The sequence below is a fragment of the Enterobacter sp. MG-EB028 genome, from assembly GCF_056673305.1.
The window spans coordinates 4,417,778-4,434,290 of record NZ_CP195079.1 but is presented as its reverse complement, the minus strand read 5'-3'; the positions used below and the strand labels follow the sequence as shown (position 1 = coordinate 4,434,290).

At 56.9% G+C, this 16,513-nt stretch carries 15 protein-coding genes; 6 read left to right on the top strand and 9 right to left on the bottom strand.

The window, feature by feature from the left end:
• Positions 1-44 precede the first annotated feature (44 nt).
• The 3 genes from cysG to nirB form a co-directional block, all read right to left on the bottom strand.
• On the bottom strand, positions 45-1,418 hold the full coding sequence (gene cysG, locus ACR42C_RS21140) for a siroheme synthase CysG (protein ID WP_479984523.1): 1,374 nt from the start codon (positions 1,416-1,418) through the stop codon (positions 45-47).
• Between the two features lie 135 nt (positions 1,419-1,553).
• Complete coding sequence (nirD, locus tag ACR42C_RS21135; RefSeq protein WP_116342682.1) at positions 1,554-1,880, bottom strand: nitrite reductase small subunit NirD; 327 nt, start codon at positions 1,878-1,880, stop codon at positions 1,554-1,556.
• The gene (gene nirB, locus ACR42C_RS21130) at positions 1,877-4,420 is read right to left on the bottom strand and encodes a nitrite reductase large subunit NirB (RefSeq protein ID WP_479984522.1); all 2,544 of its coding nucleotides are present in this window, start codon (positions 4,418-4,420) and stop codon (positions 1,877-1,879) included. The genes nirD and nirB overlap by 4 nt, the downstream gene beginning before the upstream one ends.
• 239 nt (positions 4,421-4,659) lie before the next feature.
• Here nirB and ACR42C_RS21125 point away from each other — a divergent pair, with 239 nt between their 5' ends.
• On the top strand, positions 4,660-5,976 hold the full coding sequence (locus ACR42C_RS21125) for a cytosine deaminase (protein WP_302221013.1): 1,317 nt from the start codon (positions 4,660-4,662) through the stop codon (positions 5,974-5,976).
• A 3-nt stretch (positions 5,977-5,979) separates the two neighbouring features.
• On the opposite strand, the gene tsgA is transcribed toward ACR42C_RS21125, so the two are convergent.
• Complete coding sequence (gene tsgA / locus ACR42C_RS21120) at positions 5,980-7,164, bottom strand: MFS transporter TsgA (protein WP_479984521.1); 1,185 nt, start codon at positions 7,162-7,164, stop codon at positions 5,980-5,982.
• 278 nt (positions 7,165-7,442) lie between these two features.
• Here tsgA and ppiA point away from each other — a divergent pair, with 278 nt between their 5' ends.
• The 4 genes from ppiA to argD all read left to right on the top strand — a co-directional run bounded on the left by ppiA (position 7,443) and on the right by argD (position 10,606).
• Positions 7,443-8,015 (top strand): peptidylprolyl isomerase A, encoded by a 573-nt coding sequence (ppiA, locus tag ACR42C_RS21115; RefSeq protein WP_014885514.1) that lies wholly within the window; start codon positions 7,443-7,445, stop codon positions 8,013-8,015.
• 105 nt (positions 8,016-8,120) lie between these two features.
• A complete protein-coding gene (locus ACR42C_RS21110) occupies positions 8,121-8,705 on the top strand; it encodes a putative adenosine monophosphate-protein transferase Fic (protein WP_479984520.1) in 585 nt (194 codons plus the stop codon).
• A 30-nt stretch (positions 8,706-8,735) separates the two neighbouring features.
• Positions 8,736-9,299, top strand: a complete 564-nt coding sequence (pabA, locus tag ACR42C_RS21105) for an aminodeoxychorismate synthase component 2 (protein ID WP_320719756.1) — start codon at positions 8,736-8,738, stop codon at positions 9,297-9,299.
• 86 nt (positions 9,300-9,385) lie between these two features.
• A complete protein-coding gene (gene argD, locus ACR42C_RS21100; RefSeq protein WP_233003211.1) occupies positions 9,386-10,606 on the top strand; it encodes a bifunctional acetylornithine/succinyldiaminopimelate transaminase in 1,221 nt (406 codons plus the stop codon).
• On the opposite strand, the gene ACR42C_RS21095 is transcribed toward argD, so the two are convergent.
• A complete protein-coding gene (locus tag ACR42C_RS21095) occupies positions 10,603-12,690 on the bottom strand; it encodes a YccS/YhfK family putative transporter (RefSeq protein WP_116342665.1) in 2,088 nt (695 codons plus the stop codon). The two genes, argD and ACR42C_RS21095, sit on opposite strands and share 4 nt — an antisense overlap.
• A 57-nt stretch (positions 12,691-12,747) precedes the next feature.
• Positions 12,748-13,380 carry a cAMP-activated global transcriptional regulator CRP gene (gene crp / locus ACR42C_RS21090; RefSeq protein ID WP_000242758.1) on the bottom strand — a complete coding sequence of 211 codons (633 nt, stop codon included), beginning with the start codon at positions 13,378-13,380 and terminating at the stop codon, positions 12,748-12,750.
• A gap of 311 nt (positions 13,381-13,691) precedes the next feature.
• On the opposite strand from crp, the gene ACR42C_RS21085 reads away from it, so the two are divergent.
• Complete coding sequence (locus tag ACR42C_RS21085; protein WP_116342663.1) at positions 13,692-14,096, top strand: OsmC family protein; 405 nt, start codon at positions 13,692-13,694, stop codon at positions 14,094-14,096.
• A 66-nt stretch (positions 14,097-14,162) separates the two neighbouring features.
• Here the strand turns inward: ACR42C_RS21085 and ACR42C_RS21080 are convergent, their stop codons facing one another.
• Genes ACR42C_RS21080 through ACR42C_RS21070 form a run of 3 tightly spaced genes read right to left on the bottom strand, consistent with a single transcriptional unit; the run spans position 14,163 to position 16,300 of the window.
• Positions 14,163-15,032 carry a phosphoribulokinase gene (locus tag ACR42C_RS21080; RefSeq protein WP_116342661.1) on the bottom strand — a complete coding sequence of 290 codons (870 nt, stop codon included), beginning with the start codon at positions 15,030-15,032 and terminating at the stop codon, positions 14,163-14,165.
• A 30-nt stretch (positions 15,033-15,062) separates the two neighbouring features.
• Complete coding sequence (locus tag ACR42C_RS21075; RefSeq protein WP_013099053.1) at positions 15,063-15,281, bottom strand: YheU family protein; 219 nt, start codon at positions 15,279-15,281, stop codon at positions 15,063-15,065.
• Positions 15,278-16,300: a hydrolase gene (locus ACR42C_RS21070; RefSeq protein WP_302221003.1), complete on the bottom strand. Its 1,023-nt coding sequence runs from the start codon at positions 16,298-16,300 to the stop codon at positions 15,278-15,280. Before ACR42C_RS21070 ends, ACR42C_RS21075 begins: the two co-directional genes overlap by 4 nt.
• Between the last annotated feature and the right edge of the window lie 213 nt (positions 16,301-16,513).

Genomic DNA, 16,513 nt, shown 5'->3' with positions numbered 1-16,513 from the left:
GGAGACGCCACCCGACAAATACCATCTTGCTTCCGATCTCTGCGTTAGTGATTCGAGAACCAGTTCAGCTTATCGCGCAGTTCAACCACGCGACCCACCACAATTAGTGCCGGGCTTTCGACCTGCAGCGCCAGTTCACCGAGCTGCGTCAGTGCGCCATTCACCACGCGCTGCTTGATTGACGTACCGTTTTCCACCAGCGCAACGGGCATATCCGCCTCCATGCCGTGTTCCAGCAGTTTCGCCTGAATGGTGGCGGCCTGGTTTAGCCCCATGTAGAACACCAGCGTCTGCTTTTCAGCGGCCAGATTATGCCAGTCCAGCTCGCAGCCGGTTTTGAGGTGGCCCGTCACCAGACGCACGCTCTGGGCGTAATCACGATGGGTGAGCGGAATGCCAGAGTAGGCTGAACACCCGGACGCCGCCGTTATGCCCGGCACCACGGAGAACGGAATGCCGGCATTGCACAGGGTTTCCAGCTCCTCGCCGCCGCGACCAAAGATAAACGGATCGCCGCCCTTCAGGCGCACCACGCGCTTACCTTTCTGCGCTTCGCGCAGCAGGATCTGGTTAATCTCCTCCTGCGGCACGCAGTGGTAGCCCGCGCGCTTGCCGACGAAGACGCGGTCGGCGTCGCGACGCACCAGGTTCATGATGTCATCGGAGACCAGGCGGTCATAAACCACGATATCCGCCTGCTGGATCTGCTGAAGCCCTTTCAGTGTCAGCAGGCCCGCATCGCCCGGACCAGCCCCGACCAGCACCACTTCACCACGGTGATCCAGCGGCTCGCTCAGCAGCTGCTCGGTCGTCTCTTCCACCGCTTTCGCATCCTGATTGGCCAGCGACTGCGCCAGCCTGTCGTTCACAAAGAATTTTTCCCAGAAGCGACGGCGCTCGCCAACGGTCGAGAAGGTTTGCTTCACGCGGGAGCGAAGCTGCCCGGCGTAATGGGCTATCTGACCAAGGTGCTGCGGCAAAATAGCTTCCAGCTTTTCCCGCAGCAGGCGGGCGAGAACCGGCGAGCGTCCACCGGACGAAACCGCAATCATCAGCGGTGAACGGTCGATAATCGACGGCATGATAAAGCTGGCCTCTTTCGGCGCATCCACCACGTTGCAGAAGATACGGCGCGCTTCGCAGGCGTCGCTGACGCGCTGGTTCACTTCATCGTCATCCGTCGCGGCAATGGTCAGCCAGCAGGTATCCAGCAGGGAGTCATCAAACTCTCCCTGCACCAGCGTGAGCATCCCTTCCTGAGCCCAGACGTCAAACTGCGGGGCGAAAGCGAGGGCATTGACGGTCAGTCGGGCTCCGGCTTCCAGCAGCAGGCGCGCTTTGCGTTCAGCCACATCGCCGCCGCCCACAAGCAGGCAGTCGCGATGGCGTAATTGACAGAAAATCGGCAGGTGGTCCACGACGTTACCTCACAGCATTCAAGGAGGGGGTAAGAATTGACGTCAGGATAACAGCAGGAATCGTACGGAACATACGGTTTTTCCTGCCGTTACCCATAAGGGGTCATAAGCCTTTCCTATTGAAAAGGCGGAGGGTTACGCCTTGAGCTGCACCTTGCCGTCCTTAACGCGGACGTCGTAGTGCTTCACGGAGAAACTTTCATCTTCCATGCAGTAACCGTCGCTTAAGCGGAAACGCTGCTTTTTCAGCGGGCTGGCGACCCACAGCTCACCCTGATGCTCGGCAATCAGTCCACGTGAGAGCACGCTGGCCTCGAAGAACGGGTCGATATTGCTGATGGCAAAGACCTGTTCATCGTGGCGAGGGCGGAAAATGGCGACCTGCTCGTTGCCCAGCAGCGCACACACGCCGGTGGCGGGCAGAATATCGTTAATCTCGCAGATGTTTACCCACTGGCTCATGCGTTTTCCTCCACCAGCGTCACCGGAATGCGTTCATACGGTGTTGCCGGGCGATGCTGTTCACGCTCCGGTACAACCTGCACGTTCGGGTCGCGCTGGGTGCTGTTGATAAAGTGTTTGAAGCGCGTCTGCGCCGCCGGGGTGTTGACGGTTTCGGTCCACTCGCAGATCACCGCCTCGCGCAGGCGAGCCATCTCGGCTTCCAGTTGTTCGTTCAGGCCCAGCTTGTCGTCGATGATGACGGACTTCAGGTAGTCGATACCGCCTTCCAGATTATCCAGCCAGGAAGCGGTACGGGTCAGCTTATCGGCGGTACGAATGTAGAACATCATAAAGCGGTCGAGATACTGGATCAGCGTATCGCGATCGAGATCCGCCGCCAGCAGGTCCGCGTGGCGTGGTTTCATCCCGCCGTTGCCGCATACGTACAGGTTCCAGCCTTTCTCGGTGGCGATGATCCCCACGTCTTTACCCTGCGCTTCCGCACATTCGCGGGTACAGCCGGAGACGCCGAACTTCATTTTGTGCGGGGTACGGATGCCTTTGTAGCGGTTTTCCAGCTCAACGCCGAAGCCCACGCTGTCGCCGACGCCGTAGCGGCACCAGGTGCTGCCCACGCAGGTTTTCGCCATTCGCAGCGCTTTGGCATACGCGTGGCCGGTTTCGAAGCTTGCTTCTATCAACTGACGCCAGATTTCCGGCAGATCATCCTTCTGCGCGCCAAACAGGCCGATACGCTGGGAGCCGGTGATTTTGGTGTACAGATTAAATTCACGGGCGATACGGCCCACGGCGACCAGACCTTCCGGGGTGATTTCGCCACCAGCGGAACGCGGAATGACGGAATAGGTACCGTCTTTCTGGATGTTCGCCAGGAAGTTATCGTTGGTGTCCTGCAGCGGCGTGTGTTCTGGTTTGAGCACGTACTCGTTCCAGCAGGACGCCAGCAGCGAGCCGACGGTCGGTTTACACACTTCACAGCCGTAGCCCTGGCCGTGCTTCGCCAGCAGTTCGTCGAAGGACTTAATGCCCTCCACGCGGATCAGGTGGTACAGCTCCTGGCGAGAGTAGGCGAAGTGCTCGCACAGGTTGTTGTTCACTTCGATGCCCTGTTTCGCCAGCTCGGCGTTCAGTACCTGAGTCACCAGCGGAATACAGCCGCCGCAGCCGGTACCGGCTTTGGTTTCGGCTTTCAGCGCCGCAACGGTGTGGCAGCCTTTGTTGATGGCGGAGATCAGCATGCCTTTAGTGACGTCGAAGCAGGAGCAAATCTGCGCGCTGTCCGGCAGTTTATCCACGCCGATAGACGGCTTGCCGCTGGAGGCGTGAGCCGGGAGGATCAGCGCGTCCGGGTTTTCCGGCAGCTCAATGGCGTTCAGCACCAGCTGGAGCAGGTTACCGAAGTCGCTGGTATCGCCCACCAGCACCGCGCCGAGCAGGGTTTTGTTGTCCTGGCTGACGATGAGACGCTTGTAGACCTCTTTGCTTTCGTCGAGGTAAACGTAGCTGCGGGAGTTCGGGGTGCGGCCGTGCGCATCGCCGATACCGCCCACGTCGACGCCCAGCAGCTTCAGCTTGGCGCTCATGTCTGCGCCAGTAAAGGCGTTTTCGCTGCCGAGAATATGATCCACGGCGACCTGGGCCATTTTGTACCCTGGCGCGACCAGACCGTATACGCGGTTGTTCCAGCTGGCGCATTCGCCGATGGCGTAGATATCCGGGTCGGAAGTCTGGCAGGTGTCGTTAATCATGATCCCGCCGCGCTGCGCTACCGCCAGACCGCACTGGGTCGCCAGCTTGTCGCGCGGGCGGATCCCGGTGGAGAAGACGATGAAGTCCACTTCCAGCTCGCTGCCGTCGGCAAAGCGCATGGTTTTACGCGCCTCTGTGCCTTCCTGCACGATCTCTTTGGTGTTCTTGCTGGTGTGAACCTTCACGCCCATGCTTTCAATTTTACGCTTAAGCTGGTCGCCACCCATGTGGTCCAGCTGTTCGGCCATCAGCATTGGCGCAAATTCGATAACGTGGGTTTCAACCCCGAGGTTTTTGAGCGCGCCAGCCGCTTCCAGACCCAGCAGACCGCCGCCGACCACCGCGCCGCGTTTGCTTCGACGCGCGCAGGATTCGATGGCGTTGAGGTCCTCAATCGTGCGATAAACGAAGCAATCCTGAGTCTCCGAGCCTTTAATGGGTGGGATCCACGGATACGAGCCCGTCGCCATGATCAGCTTGTCGTAAAAAACCGTACGCCCGGCGCTGGAGTGGATCACTTTTTCCTGACGGTTAATGGTGATGGCGCGTTCGCCCACCAGCACTTTTACGCCATGCTTCTCGTAGAATCCTTCGCGCACCAGAGAGAGCTCTTCGGCGGTATGATGGGAGAAGTAGGAAGACAGGTGCACACGGTCGTACGCCTTGCGGGGTTCTTCACAGAACACGGTAATATCGAACTGCTCAGCATCGGCTTTATCGAGAAGATCCTCAATAAAGCGGTGGCCGACCATGCCGTTACCGATGATAGCGAGTCTGACTTTGCTCATTTTTGCCTCGATTTCTTTTCTATTACTGCCTACCTTAACGATTCAGCAGGTGCGCTTATTGATGTAAATCAAATACGTCTTCGCCTACTCCTTAGGGGGTATGCGGCTGATTTGTCAGGATTTTTATAAGTTATGGAAATCGCAGGCTTTTCGATGTCGTCGATTTTGTGTACAAAACAATGGCGGATTTTTAAACAAAAATACGCGTAAACAATGTTGCGTTTATCAGGGGATATGAAATGTCTACAACACCGCTTTGGCTTGTTCAGAATGTTCGCTTACCCGGCCGGGAAGGACTGTGGCAGCTTGCCATTGAGAACGGCCGATTTGGTGACATCACCCCAATGGACGACACCCACGCCGAAAGTTATGAAGTATTGAACGCGCGCGGCGGGCTTGCTATTCCACCGTTTATTGAGCCGCATATCCATCTTGATACCACCCAGACGGCGGGCGAGCCGAACTGGAACCAGTCTGGCACGCTATTTGAGGGCATTGAGCGTTGGGCCGAGCGCAAAGCGTTGCTCAGCCATGAAGATGTGAAAGCGCGTGCCTGGAAAACGCTGAAGTGGCAAATTGCCAACGGCATTCAGTTTGTGCGTACCCACGTTGATGTTTCCGACCCGACGCTCACCGCCCTGAAGGCGATGCTGGAGGTGAAGCAGGAGGTTGCCCCGTGGGTGACGCTGCAAATCGTCGCGTTCCCGCAGGAAGGTATTCTCTCTTACCCGAACGGCGCGGCGTTGCTGGAAGAGGCGCTAAAACTGGGGGCTGATGTGGTGGGGGCGATCCCACACTTCGAGTTCACCCGGGAGTATGGCGTGCAGTCGCTGCATATCGCTTTCGATCTGGCGAAGAAATATGACCGCCCGCTGGATATCCACTGCGATGAAATTGACGACGAACAGTCGCGTTTTGTCGAGACAGTGGCAGCGCTGGCCTATGAGGCCGGCATCGGCCCGCGCGTCACCGCCAGCCACACCACCGCCATGCACGCTTACAACGGCGCTTACACTTCGCGGCTTTTCCGCCTGCTGAAGATGTCGGGGATTAACTTCGTGGCTAACCCGCTGGTGAATATCCACCTGCAGGGGCGTTTTGACGATTATCCGAAGCGCCGCGGCATCACCAGGGTGAAAGAGCTGCAGGAGGCAGGCATCAACGTCTGCTTCGGCCATGACGACGTCTTCGACCCGTGGTACCCGCTCGGCACCGGCAACATGTTGCAGGTGCTGCACATGGGGCTGCACGTGTGCCAGATGATGGGCTATCCGCAGATCGACAGCGGCCTTAATCTGATCACCCATAACAGCGCCCGTACTTTTGGCCTGAGCGACTACGGTATTGAGACGGGAAATCCGGCGAACCTGATTATTCTGCCTGCGGAGAGCGGGTTTGAAGCCGTGCGCTGCCAGGTGCCGGTGCGCTGGTCAATCCGTCAGGGGAGGGTGATTGCTACTACGCAGCTGGCGCAGACGTGGATCCAGATGGATATCGGGGGAGAAGAGGTGAGCTTTGCCAGAAACAGCCCCTCTGCCGAGCGCAAAGGGGCGTAGGGATTAGTGAGACGCCGCTGTCGCGTTGTGCTGGCGGTGGCGGGTCACAAAGCCCAGAACGAAGCACATGATGAACACCACGGCATACAGACCGTTAGCGGTATGCAGCGCCGCCAGCGGGCCGCTGTGGGCAACGATCGGGCCCGTCACCACGAAGGTGAGCATGGTGCCGATGGTGCCGCAGGTCAGCACGAAGTTGACCAGCTTCGGCGAGGCCACTTTGGTCTGCAGGGAGCCCAGGGTGATGATCGAGGTGTAAATCGCGCTGGAGAAGAAGCCCAGGGTCAGAATGAACCACGGCATATGCTCCGGTGAACCGTTGATGAACAGGTACATCAGCACGGTCGCCAGGCCTGCGAGCACGGTCAGAATGTGCTGCAGGTCGAAGAAGCGCAGGATGAAGCTAAACGCCCACATGCCGAACATGTAAGACATCCAGAAATCGCTCACCAGTTTACCCGCGTCGTTCAGGCTCATGCCCAGGCCTTTGGCGTATTCCGGTACCCAGGAGATAAAGCCCAGCTGGCCCAGGATGTAGCACAGGGCGGCGATGGAGAGGAACAGCACGCCGATGCCCCATTTCTCTTTCGCGACGGGCTCTGCAGTAGTTTGCGCTTTCTTGCCCAGCACCGGGAACTCACAGCCGAAGGTCAGGATAAAGATCGCCACGTAGACGAGGCCGATGCAGGCGTATACCCAGTACCACTCAATGCTGCGCGCCAGCAGAACGGCGGCGACCATCGGGAAAATCATTCCGGCCATGCTGAAGAAGGAGTCGGTAAACAGCAGGCGCGCGCCGCGCTGACGGCCTTCATACATATGGGTAATCAGGAACGTACCGATCGACATGGTGATCCCGCTAACCAGACCAAGCACGAACATGGCGGCGGAGAACAGTGCAATGCTGTGGCTCAGCATCAGGCCCGCCACGGCGGCGACCATCAGCACAAAGCCAAAGCGCAGCTGTGTTTTCAGCGGGACAATTTCCATCAACCAGGCATTCAGGAAGATAGAGATCAGGATCCCCGCGTTGAGGAAGGTGAAGGTATTACTCATGCTGGAAACGGGCAGCTGGAAGTAGTCTGCGATATTTCCCATCACCATCCCGGTGACGATCACCAACGCGCCGGTAAGGGCGTAGGAGAAAAAGCTGATCCATGTGAGCTTGATGCGATTGCTGTTAGTCATGTCTGGCCTGTTCAGAAAAAGAAAAGCGCCGAAGGGGCGCTGAGAGCGGGCAGATTTTAGTCGCTAAAGTGATCCATTCCTATCTTTTAAGGGTAATGATTATGTCATTGCAGGTTTTAATGTGATCTAAATCACATTAAGTGACGGTCTAACCAATCGTTTGCGCAGTAATAATTGTTTCAATTTCGTAAAATTAGGTAAAAGGCTGGTCTACGTTCATACTGCTCTTTAGAATCAAGCCATTCGCTTTTTATACTGCGCTTTGTTAAGGAATTCTCATGCTCAAATCAACACTGGCGGCTGTCGCAGCTGTGTTTGCTCTTTCTGCCGTTTCCCCTGCTGCGCTGGCAGCAAAAGGGGACCCTCACGTTCTGCTGACCACCTCTGCCGGGAACATTGAGCTGGAACTGAATAGCCAGAAAGCTCCGGTTTCTGTGAAAAACTTCCTCGACTACGTGAACAGTGGTTTCTACAACAACACCACCTTCCACCGCGTGATCCCTGGCTTCATGATTCAGGGCGGCGGCTTCAACGAGCAGATGCAGCAGAAACAGCCGAACCCGCCTATTAAAAACGAAGCGGACAATGGCCTGCTGAACAAGCGCGGCACTATCTCCATGGCGCGCACGGCGGATAAAGACAGCGCTACCAGCCAGTTCTTCCTGAACGTGGCGGATAACGCCTTCCTCGACCACGGCCAGCGTGACTTCGGCTATGCGGTCTTCGGTAAAATCGTGAAGGGGATGGACGTGGCGGACAAGATTTCGCAGGTACCGACTCATGACGTTGGCCCGTACCAGAATGTGCCGTCCAAACCTGTCGTGATCCTCTCCGCGAAAGTTCTGCCATAAGCCTCTTCGACACGGGCGATCCTCGCCCGTGCTGTGTCCCCTCCCTGCGAAAGCGCGTTTTGCTGCTTATACTTGTGGCAAACGGACTATTCAGGGAGGCGTTAAGTGAAAAAACTCACCGACAAGCAAAAATCCCGTCTCTGGGAGCAGCAGCGTAACGTCAATTTTCAGGCCAGTTGTCTCCTTGAAAAAGGTAATGGTCCTGCGGAGCCCGGCATTGAGACGCTGGAGCTTGGGCCTTCAGCGCCCGGGTTACCGCATCTGTGCCTTATCCACCGTCATCTGTATCACAGAGAGATGAGGCAGGCAGGCGAATTCCGTATCGACGATATTTTTAAGGGTGACATTCCCTTTTGCCATTTTGAGTACATCGAGAAGATGGGTAATGAGCTGATGGCGGCGCTGGAAAGCGAAAAGTATCTTGTGGGTCTGGAAAAAGCGGCGTTTGTTGACAAAGTGAGTCACTACTACTGTGAAATCAACATGCTGCATCCCTTTATCCGCGGTAATGGCATTGCGCAGCGCGTCTTCTTTGAGCAGCTGGCTATCCATGCAGGTTACGCGCTGAGCTGGCGGGATATCGATCCCGAGCAGTGGGTAGCGGCGAACCGAAGCGGCGCCATGGGCGATTTGAGCGCACTGAGCGTTATCTTTGCCAAAGTAGTGAGCGAAGCGCGGGAATCTGAGTAGAATAGGGCGGCATTTTTTTCGGGAGCCGCCATGATTCTGCTGATTGATAACTACGATTCCTTCACCTGGAACCTTTACCAGTATTTTTGCGAACTGGGTGCAGAGGTGGTTGTCCGCCGCAACGACGAGCTCAGCCTGGCCGATATCGAGTCGCTGGCTCCGCAGAAAATCGTCATTTCGCCGGGGCCGTGTACGCCATCGGAATCGGGCATTTCTCTGGACGTTATTCACCACTATGCCGGCAGGCTGCCGATCCTGGGCGTCTGTCTCGGCCATCAGGCGATTGCCCAGGTATTTGGGGCTACCATCGTGCGTGCCGCAAAAGTGATGCACGGCAAAACCTCGCCGGTTACCCACACCGGCACGGGCGTATTCACAGGGCTTAATAACCCGTTAACCGTGACGCGCTACCATTCGCTGGTGATTGACCCGCCGACGCTACCCGACTGCTTTGACGTGACCGCCTGGAGCGATACCCAGGAGATCATGGGGATTCGCCACCACGAGTGGGATCTCGAAGGCGTGCAGTTCCACCCGGAAAGTATCCTCAGCGAGCAGGGGCACGCGCTGCTGGCAAATTTCCTTAATCGCTGAATATCTGTTGCCTTGCTGTGATTTTTTATGCATATTTTGTGATTATATTTTCACAATCAATGTGACATAAAATGGATGGGCATGACATGGCAACTGAACAACCAGCAATTACCCGCGCGACATTCGATGAAGTGATTCTGCCGATTTATGCACCGGCTGAGTTTATCCCGGTGAAGGGGAAGGGCAGCCGCGTCTGGGATCAGCAGGGCAAAGAGTATGTGGATTTCGCGGGCGGTATTGCGGTTACGGCGCTGGGTCACTGCCATCCTGCGCTGGTGGAGGCGCTGAAAACCCAGGGCGAAACCCTGTGGCACACCAGTAACGTGTTCACCAACGAACCGGCGCTGCGCCTGGGCCGTAAGATCATTGATGCCACCTTTGCCGAGCGCGTGCTGTTTATGAACTCCGGCACCGAGGCCAACGAAACCGCCTTCAAGCTGGCGCGCTACTACGCGACAACGCGTCACAGTCCTTACAAAACCAAAATCATCGCCTTCCATAACGCCTTCCACGGACGCTCTTTCTTTACCGTCTCCGTTGGCGGCCAGCCGAAGTATTCCGACGGCTTTGGCCCAAAACCGGCAGACATCGTCCACGTGCCGTTTAACGATCTGCACGCGGTGAAAGCGGTGATGGACGACCACACCTGCGCGGTAGTGGTGGAGCCGATTCAGGGTGAAGGCGGCGTGACGGCGGCGACCCCGGAGTTCCTGAAAGGGCTGCGCGCGCTGTGCGACGAACATCAGGCGCTGCTGGTGTTTGATGAGGTACAGTGCGGGATGGGGCGTACCGGAGACCTGTTTGCTTACATGCACTACGGCGTGACGCCGGATATTCTGACCAGCGCCAAAGCGCTCGGCGGTGGTTTCCCGGTGAGTGCGGTACTGACGACGCAGGAGATCGCCTCCGCGTTCCACGTCGGATCTCACGGCTCCACCTACGGCGGTAACCCGCTGGCGAGCGCCGTGGCGGGAGCCGCGTTCGACATCATCAACACGCCGGAAGTGCTGAACGGCGTTAGCGCGAAACGCGAGCTGTTTGTGAAACACCTGAAAAAGATTGATGAACAGTACGACGTGTTCAGCGAGATCCGCGGAATGGGGCTGTTGATTGGCGCCGAGCTGAAGCCGCAGTACAAAGGCCGCGCGCGCGATTTCCTTCACGCTGCCGCGCATGAAGGCGTCATGGTGCTCAACGCGGGGCCGGACGTGATGCGCTTTGCGCCGTCGCTGGTGGTGGAAGAAAAAGATATAGAAGACGGGTTAACCCGCTTTGCCGCGGCGGTCGCGAAGCTCGTTAAAGGCTAATACTCGGTTCGCTTTAACCGGCGCGTTAACCAAATCCCGTGATGCGGGCGCTGACGCCATGCCACCGACGAAATGGTGTGCATGGTGTTCAGATGTCCCAGCACACGCTGCAAATGCTGCTCCAGCGTGCTCATCGGCCCGTGGGTTAACGTCTCCGGCGCTTCCAGAATGTTTGAGTCGCCCGATTCGCCCGGCGCGTCATACTCCAGACGCTGCTGACACCTCTGCAACGCAATTTCACACGACTGCAAATAGCGCTGCGCCAGATCCGGCGTCAGCATCGTGTGCTCGCGCGCCAGCGTCGTCATGGCGTTGATATGCTCGACGATAAACTGGCTGTGCGTCACCCACAGCTTCATGTCCGCCAGATAATGAGAATTAAAGCCCGGCTCCTGCATCGCCTGATTCAGCGAGTTAAAGAGGGCGTTATGCGCCTGGTTGACCTTCATACGTTCGTAGGCAAGCGGGGAAGGCTGCGGATCGTCGCTCAGGATCAGACGAATGGCCTGCTGATCGGCCTCCAGCGCGTCGTGGGCGTTCTGTCTTAGCAGCCCGCTCTGCCACTGTGGCCACAGCCAGACCATACCGCCAAAGGCGATCAGACAGCCAATCAGCGTGTCGATCAGGCGGGCAACGATGAACTGTTCGCCGTTAAGCGTAAGCAGCTGCAGGGTATATACCGCCGTTACCGTAAAGCCCACCATCGCCCAGCCGTAGTTTTTGCGAATGATTAGATAGCTCACCAGGGTGATAGCCAGCATGCCCGCCAGGGTATAGCCCTCGGGCACGTGAAAGTGCAGCGTCACGCCTGCAATAATCAGCCCCGCCATCGTGCCGCCCGCCCGGTGCAGAATGCGCACCCGCGTGGCGCCATAGCCGTTCTGGGTGACAAACAGCACGGTCATTAAGATCCAGTAGGGTTTCGGCAGGTGCAGCGCCATGCCCATCAGGCTGGCGATACTGAGCATGACGCTAATTCGTGCGGCGTTGCGCAGGGCGGACGATTTAAGAGAAAGATAGCTTTTGAGCGCCGGCAGCAGCGGCAGACGTTTTTGTTTATCCGCCATCAGGTCGCGGGGATAAAGCGGTCGCTGGGTGCGCAGCACGCGGGCGATGCGGCTGAAGTGCCAGGCGGCAAACTGGCCGACCGGATTTTCCGGGTGCTGACGGGCAATTTTCTCCAGCGCGCCGAGCTGTTTGTCCATGTTAAAGCGCGTGGGGTAGCGGTGATAAAGTATATCGTCAGCCAGCACCCGCAGGCGCGCGGAGACGGTCTGCGCGTTCCAGCGAATCACCGCTTCGGCATGGCTGCGCTCAACCAGCTTTTGCACCTCCTGCGGGTGATGAAGGCTAACGGAGATATGCTCCTGAAGGTCCAGCCCCACCTGGAAGGTACGCAGCAGCCGTTTGTACTCGTGGTTCTTGTTTGCGGCGAGCATATGCAGCTGCTGATAGCACTGGCTTATCAAATCCACCACTTTTTGCTGGCGCGTCAGCAGCGGCGGTAAGGATTTTTCCGGATCGGTATGCTGGGTGAGCAGGGTGTATTTGGCTTCGCAGTAATCCGCAAGCTGCACGTAGAGCAGGCTCAGAGATTCTCGCAGCGGCTGCTCTCGCCATAGCCAGAACCAGAACCAGTTAAACAGCCCGTACCACAGCGTGCCGAGGGCGTAGATCAGCAGCGGCTCCCACACGGGCATATTCCCGGCGAGGCTCAGGGTAAAGATGGCCGCAATGAGTGACGCTGGAAGCAGGCGAGCGTGCAGCGAGCTGATTTCCGCCGTGACGCCGAGGGTCATCGCCAGCACGGTCAGGATCAGTGGCAGGGGAATATCGCGAGCCAGTAACAGCTGCACCGCGAGGCTACAGCCTGCAAACAGGCAGCCCCCGATAATCAGGCGTTTGAAAAAGCGCTTATGCGGCGTGTCCAGACCGGCGATGTTGCAGCAGGCGGGCACGAGGGAAAACAGCAGGCCCTGCTGAAGATGACCCAGGAGCAGGCCCACGGCCACAGGAAGACACAACACCAGCGTTTGTCGCAGTGCGTAGTTAACTTCCGGGTGATAGATCAGCCTGCGCCACATGGGGAAAAGAGACAAAAACGGCGTGACACCTCGCGATGGCACGCCGTTTAAGCAGGATTAACGGGTTCCGTAAACCACGATGGTTTTACCGTGGGCGGAGATCAGGTTTTGATCTTCCAGCATTTTCAGAATACGGCCCACTGTTTCACGGGAGCAACCAACGATCTGACCAATTTCCTGACGGGTAATTTTAATTTGCATGCCGTCCGGGTGGGTCATCGCGTCTGGCTGTTTCGCCAGGTTCAGCAGGGTTTGCGCGATACGGCCGGTCACGTCCAGGAAGGCGAGGTTACCCACTTTCTCTGACGTCACCTGCAGACGGCGCGCCATCTGGGAAGAAAGACGCATCAGGATGTCAGGGTTTACCTGAATCAGCTGACGGAATTTCTTGTAAGAAATTTCAGCCACTTCACATGCTGTCTTTGCACGAACCCAGGCGCTACGTTCCTGGCCTTCTTCAAACAGGCCCAGTTCACCGATAAAATCGCCCTGGTTCAGATAAGAAAGGATCATCTCTTTCCCTTCCTCATCTTTGATCAGCACTGCCACCGAGCCTTTGACGATGTAATACAACGTTTCCGCTTTTTCACCCTGGTGAATCAGCGTGCTCTTCGATGGGTACTTATGAATGTGGCAATGAGACAAGAACCATTCGAGAGTCGGGTCTGTTTGCGGTTTGCCAAGCACCATGCGCTGTTATCCTCTGTTATAAGCTGTCACCAGAGTCATCAGATGCATCCGGACTCTGGGGTTGCAATCGAATTCTTACCCATACCCTGGGAAGTCGGCTGTCGTAACGTTTCGCAGCCAGTAAAGTTTGATGTCCTCTGCATACATGTGTAACGTCAATGTATTACTGTAGCATCCTGAGTGTTTTAGCATAGCTTTCGCCGCGTGTCTCCTGGTGTCTCGCTTCAGCATGATGCAGGTCGCCTTCCATTGCGAGAAATGTAACGCACGCGTAATCTGTCACCAAAAATGCAACGTTGGAGTTAATGAATATGCAAGCGCGCGTGAAGTGGGTTGAAGGTTTAACGTTCCTGGGGGAGTCCGCGTCAGGACACCAGATTTTGATGGATGGTAACTCCGGCGATAAAGCGCCGAGCCCAATGGAAATGGTGCTGATGGCGGCAGGTGGATGCAGTGCGATTGACGTGGTGTCGATTCTGCAAAAAGGTCGTCATGACGTAACGGATTGCGAGGTTAAACTCACCTCAGAACGTCGCGAAGAGGCGCCACGCCTGTTCACCCACATAAATCTGCACTTTGTTGTCACCGGGAAAGCGCTGAAAGACGCGGCGGTTTCACGCGCGGTGGACCTGTCTGCGGAGAAGTACTGCTCTGTGGCGCTAATGCTGGAGAAAGCGGTAAAAATTACGCATTCGTATGAAGTGATTGAGGTGTGATTCACGGGGCATCGTGCGTGTTGATGCCCTCACCCTAACCCTCTCCCACGGGGAGAGGGAACATCTTTACGCGATCTGCTTCCCTTCCATCAACCGCTGAACCAGCGGCGTCATGATGAGCTCCATTGCCAGCCCCATTTTTCCACCCGGCACCACTAACGTATTCATGTGCGAAATAAACGAGCCCTGCAGCATCGCCAGCAGCCAGGGGTAATCAATGCCTTCAAGATTGCGGAAGTGGATCACCACAAAGCTCTCGTCCAGCGACGGGATGCTTTTCGCCGCGAACGGATTGGAGGTGTCCACCGTCGGCACGCGCTGGAAGTTAATGTGGGTGCGGGAGAACTGTGGCGTGAGGTAATTGATGTAGTCTTCCATGGAGCGCACCACGGAGTCCATCACCGCCTCGCGCGAATGGCCGCGCTCGCTCATGTCACGCGTTAGCTTCTGGATCCACTCCAGGTTAACGATAGGGACCACCCCGACCAGAAGATCCACGTGGCGCGCCACGTCGTGCTGAGGCGTAACCACGCCGCCGTGCAATCCTTCATAAAATAATACATCGGTGGGTTCCGGCAGCGGTTGCCAGGGGGTAAAGGTGCCCGGTACCTGGTTCCAGGGTACGGCTTCATCGTAGGTGTGAAGATACTTGCGGGACTGCCCGGTACCGCTCTGCCCGTATTCGCGGAAGGTTTGCTCCAGCAGACCGAAATCATTGGCTTCCGGGCCGAAGTAGCTGATGTGTTTACCCAGATCGCGCGCCTTGCGGATCGCCATGTCCATCTCCGGGCGCGTATAGCGGTGAAAGCTGTCGCCTTCGACCTCCGCCGAACGGAGATTCAGCTGGGCGAAAATCTTGCGAAAAGCGAGGCTGGTGGTGGTGGTTCCCGCACCACTCGACCCCGTAACGGCAATAATGGGATGTCTGGCAGACATAGCAACTCCCTGACTGAAAAGGTTGGAAGATCAGCCGTGAAACGCGTTGCGGGGCATGATATTGACCGTCTCATGCAGTTCTGACCACACCAGCACCACGTCGCCGCTTTTCAGCTGGCGTTTAACATCGTTGACCTTTTGCTCAAGCGAACGCTCATGTTCACCATAATCGGTGCCTTCGCGTAATACAAAGCTTTCAATCAGATTATCGAGCGTTTCGGGAGCCAGATCTTGCCAGGGAATGATCATTTTGCACCGTCCAGGTAAGGAGTAAGCCAGTCAGGAATACGCGCCTCCAGCCACATTTTCGGGCGGCGCAGCGTGCCGCCGATAAACCCAACGTGGCCGCCATGTTCAGTTAACTGATAGTGAACGTTGTCGGGCAGGAATTCCTGCGCGGGGATCGAGTGGTGATCCATAAACGGGTCATCCTTGGCGTGAATGATCAGCGTCGGCTGCGTGATTTTGCTGAGCAGCGGCATGGCGCTGCACTGACGATAATAGTCAATTGCATCGGCGAAGCCGTGGATTTTCGCAGTGATCAGATCGTCGAACTCGCGAATACGACGCACCTTTTTCAACTGGCGCAGGCTTACCGGCAGGGTATCCGGGTAGGCCTTGAGCTTACGCGCCGCGTTGGCCTTCAGCAGGTTAAGCAGGTAGCGCTGATAGACGCGGGAAAAGCCTTTATCCATATGGTAGCTGCACTGCTCCAGCATAAACGGCGCGGAAACAATCACTGCAGCATTCAGCGGTACGCTGTCGCCCTCTTTGGCCAGCAGGCAGGCGAGCATATTTCCGCCCAGCGAATAGCCCACGGCGGCCGTTGGCACGGTGCCAAAGTTGTCCCGCAGCCAGTGTAAGAACCACGTTCCGTCTTCGGTTTCACCCGAGTGATAAATGCGTTTCTGCCGGTTCGGCTCGCCGCTACAGCCGCGAAAATGCATCACCACGCCGAGCCAGCCGCGCGCTTTTGCTGCCTCAATTAACCCATGTGCATACGGGCTGTGCAGGCTCCCCTCGAGACCGTGAAAGACCACCAGACGAGGCTTATGACGCGCCTGTTCCGGCGCTTCGCTCCAGGCGAGATCCAGAAAATCACCGTCTGGCAGGTCAAGCCGCTGCCAGTGCGGAGTGAACTGAACCTTGCGGCGGATCAGCCGCGGCAGCATGGTCTGCAAATGGGGATTGGCCACGCCGCGCAGGGGCACGAACTCGGTGCTGTCTTCGGCCGCAATGTCGAAGTCTGATGGAATGATTTGGGTCATAAGCGCGATGCTGATTCTTGTCGGAAATTTACGATACTTTCCGAATTGTACCCCGTTTAGCCTGGATTTCCGAACCAGGAACTGATCCCGATCACAAATATTTACCTTGATTATTACTCTCAGGCTAATGATTCCGCCCTACGCTTAATTGATGCCTTTCTCGTCAGAGCGCAGACTTTACTCAACGTTAAGCAAATCAGAATGATGTGCTGA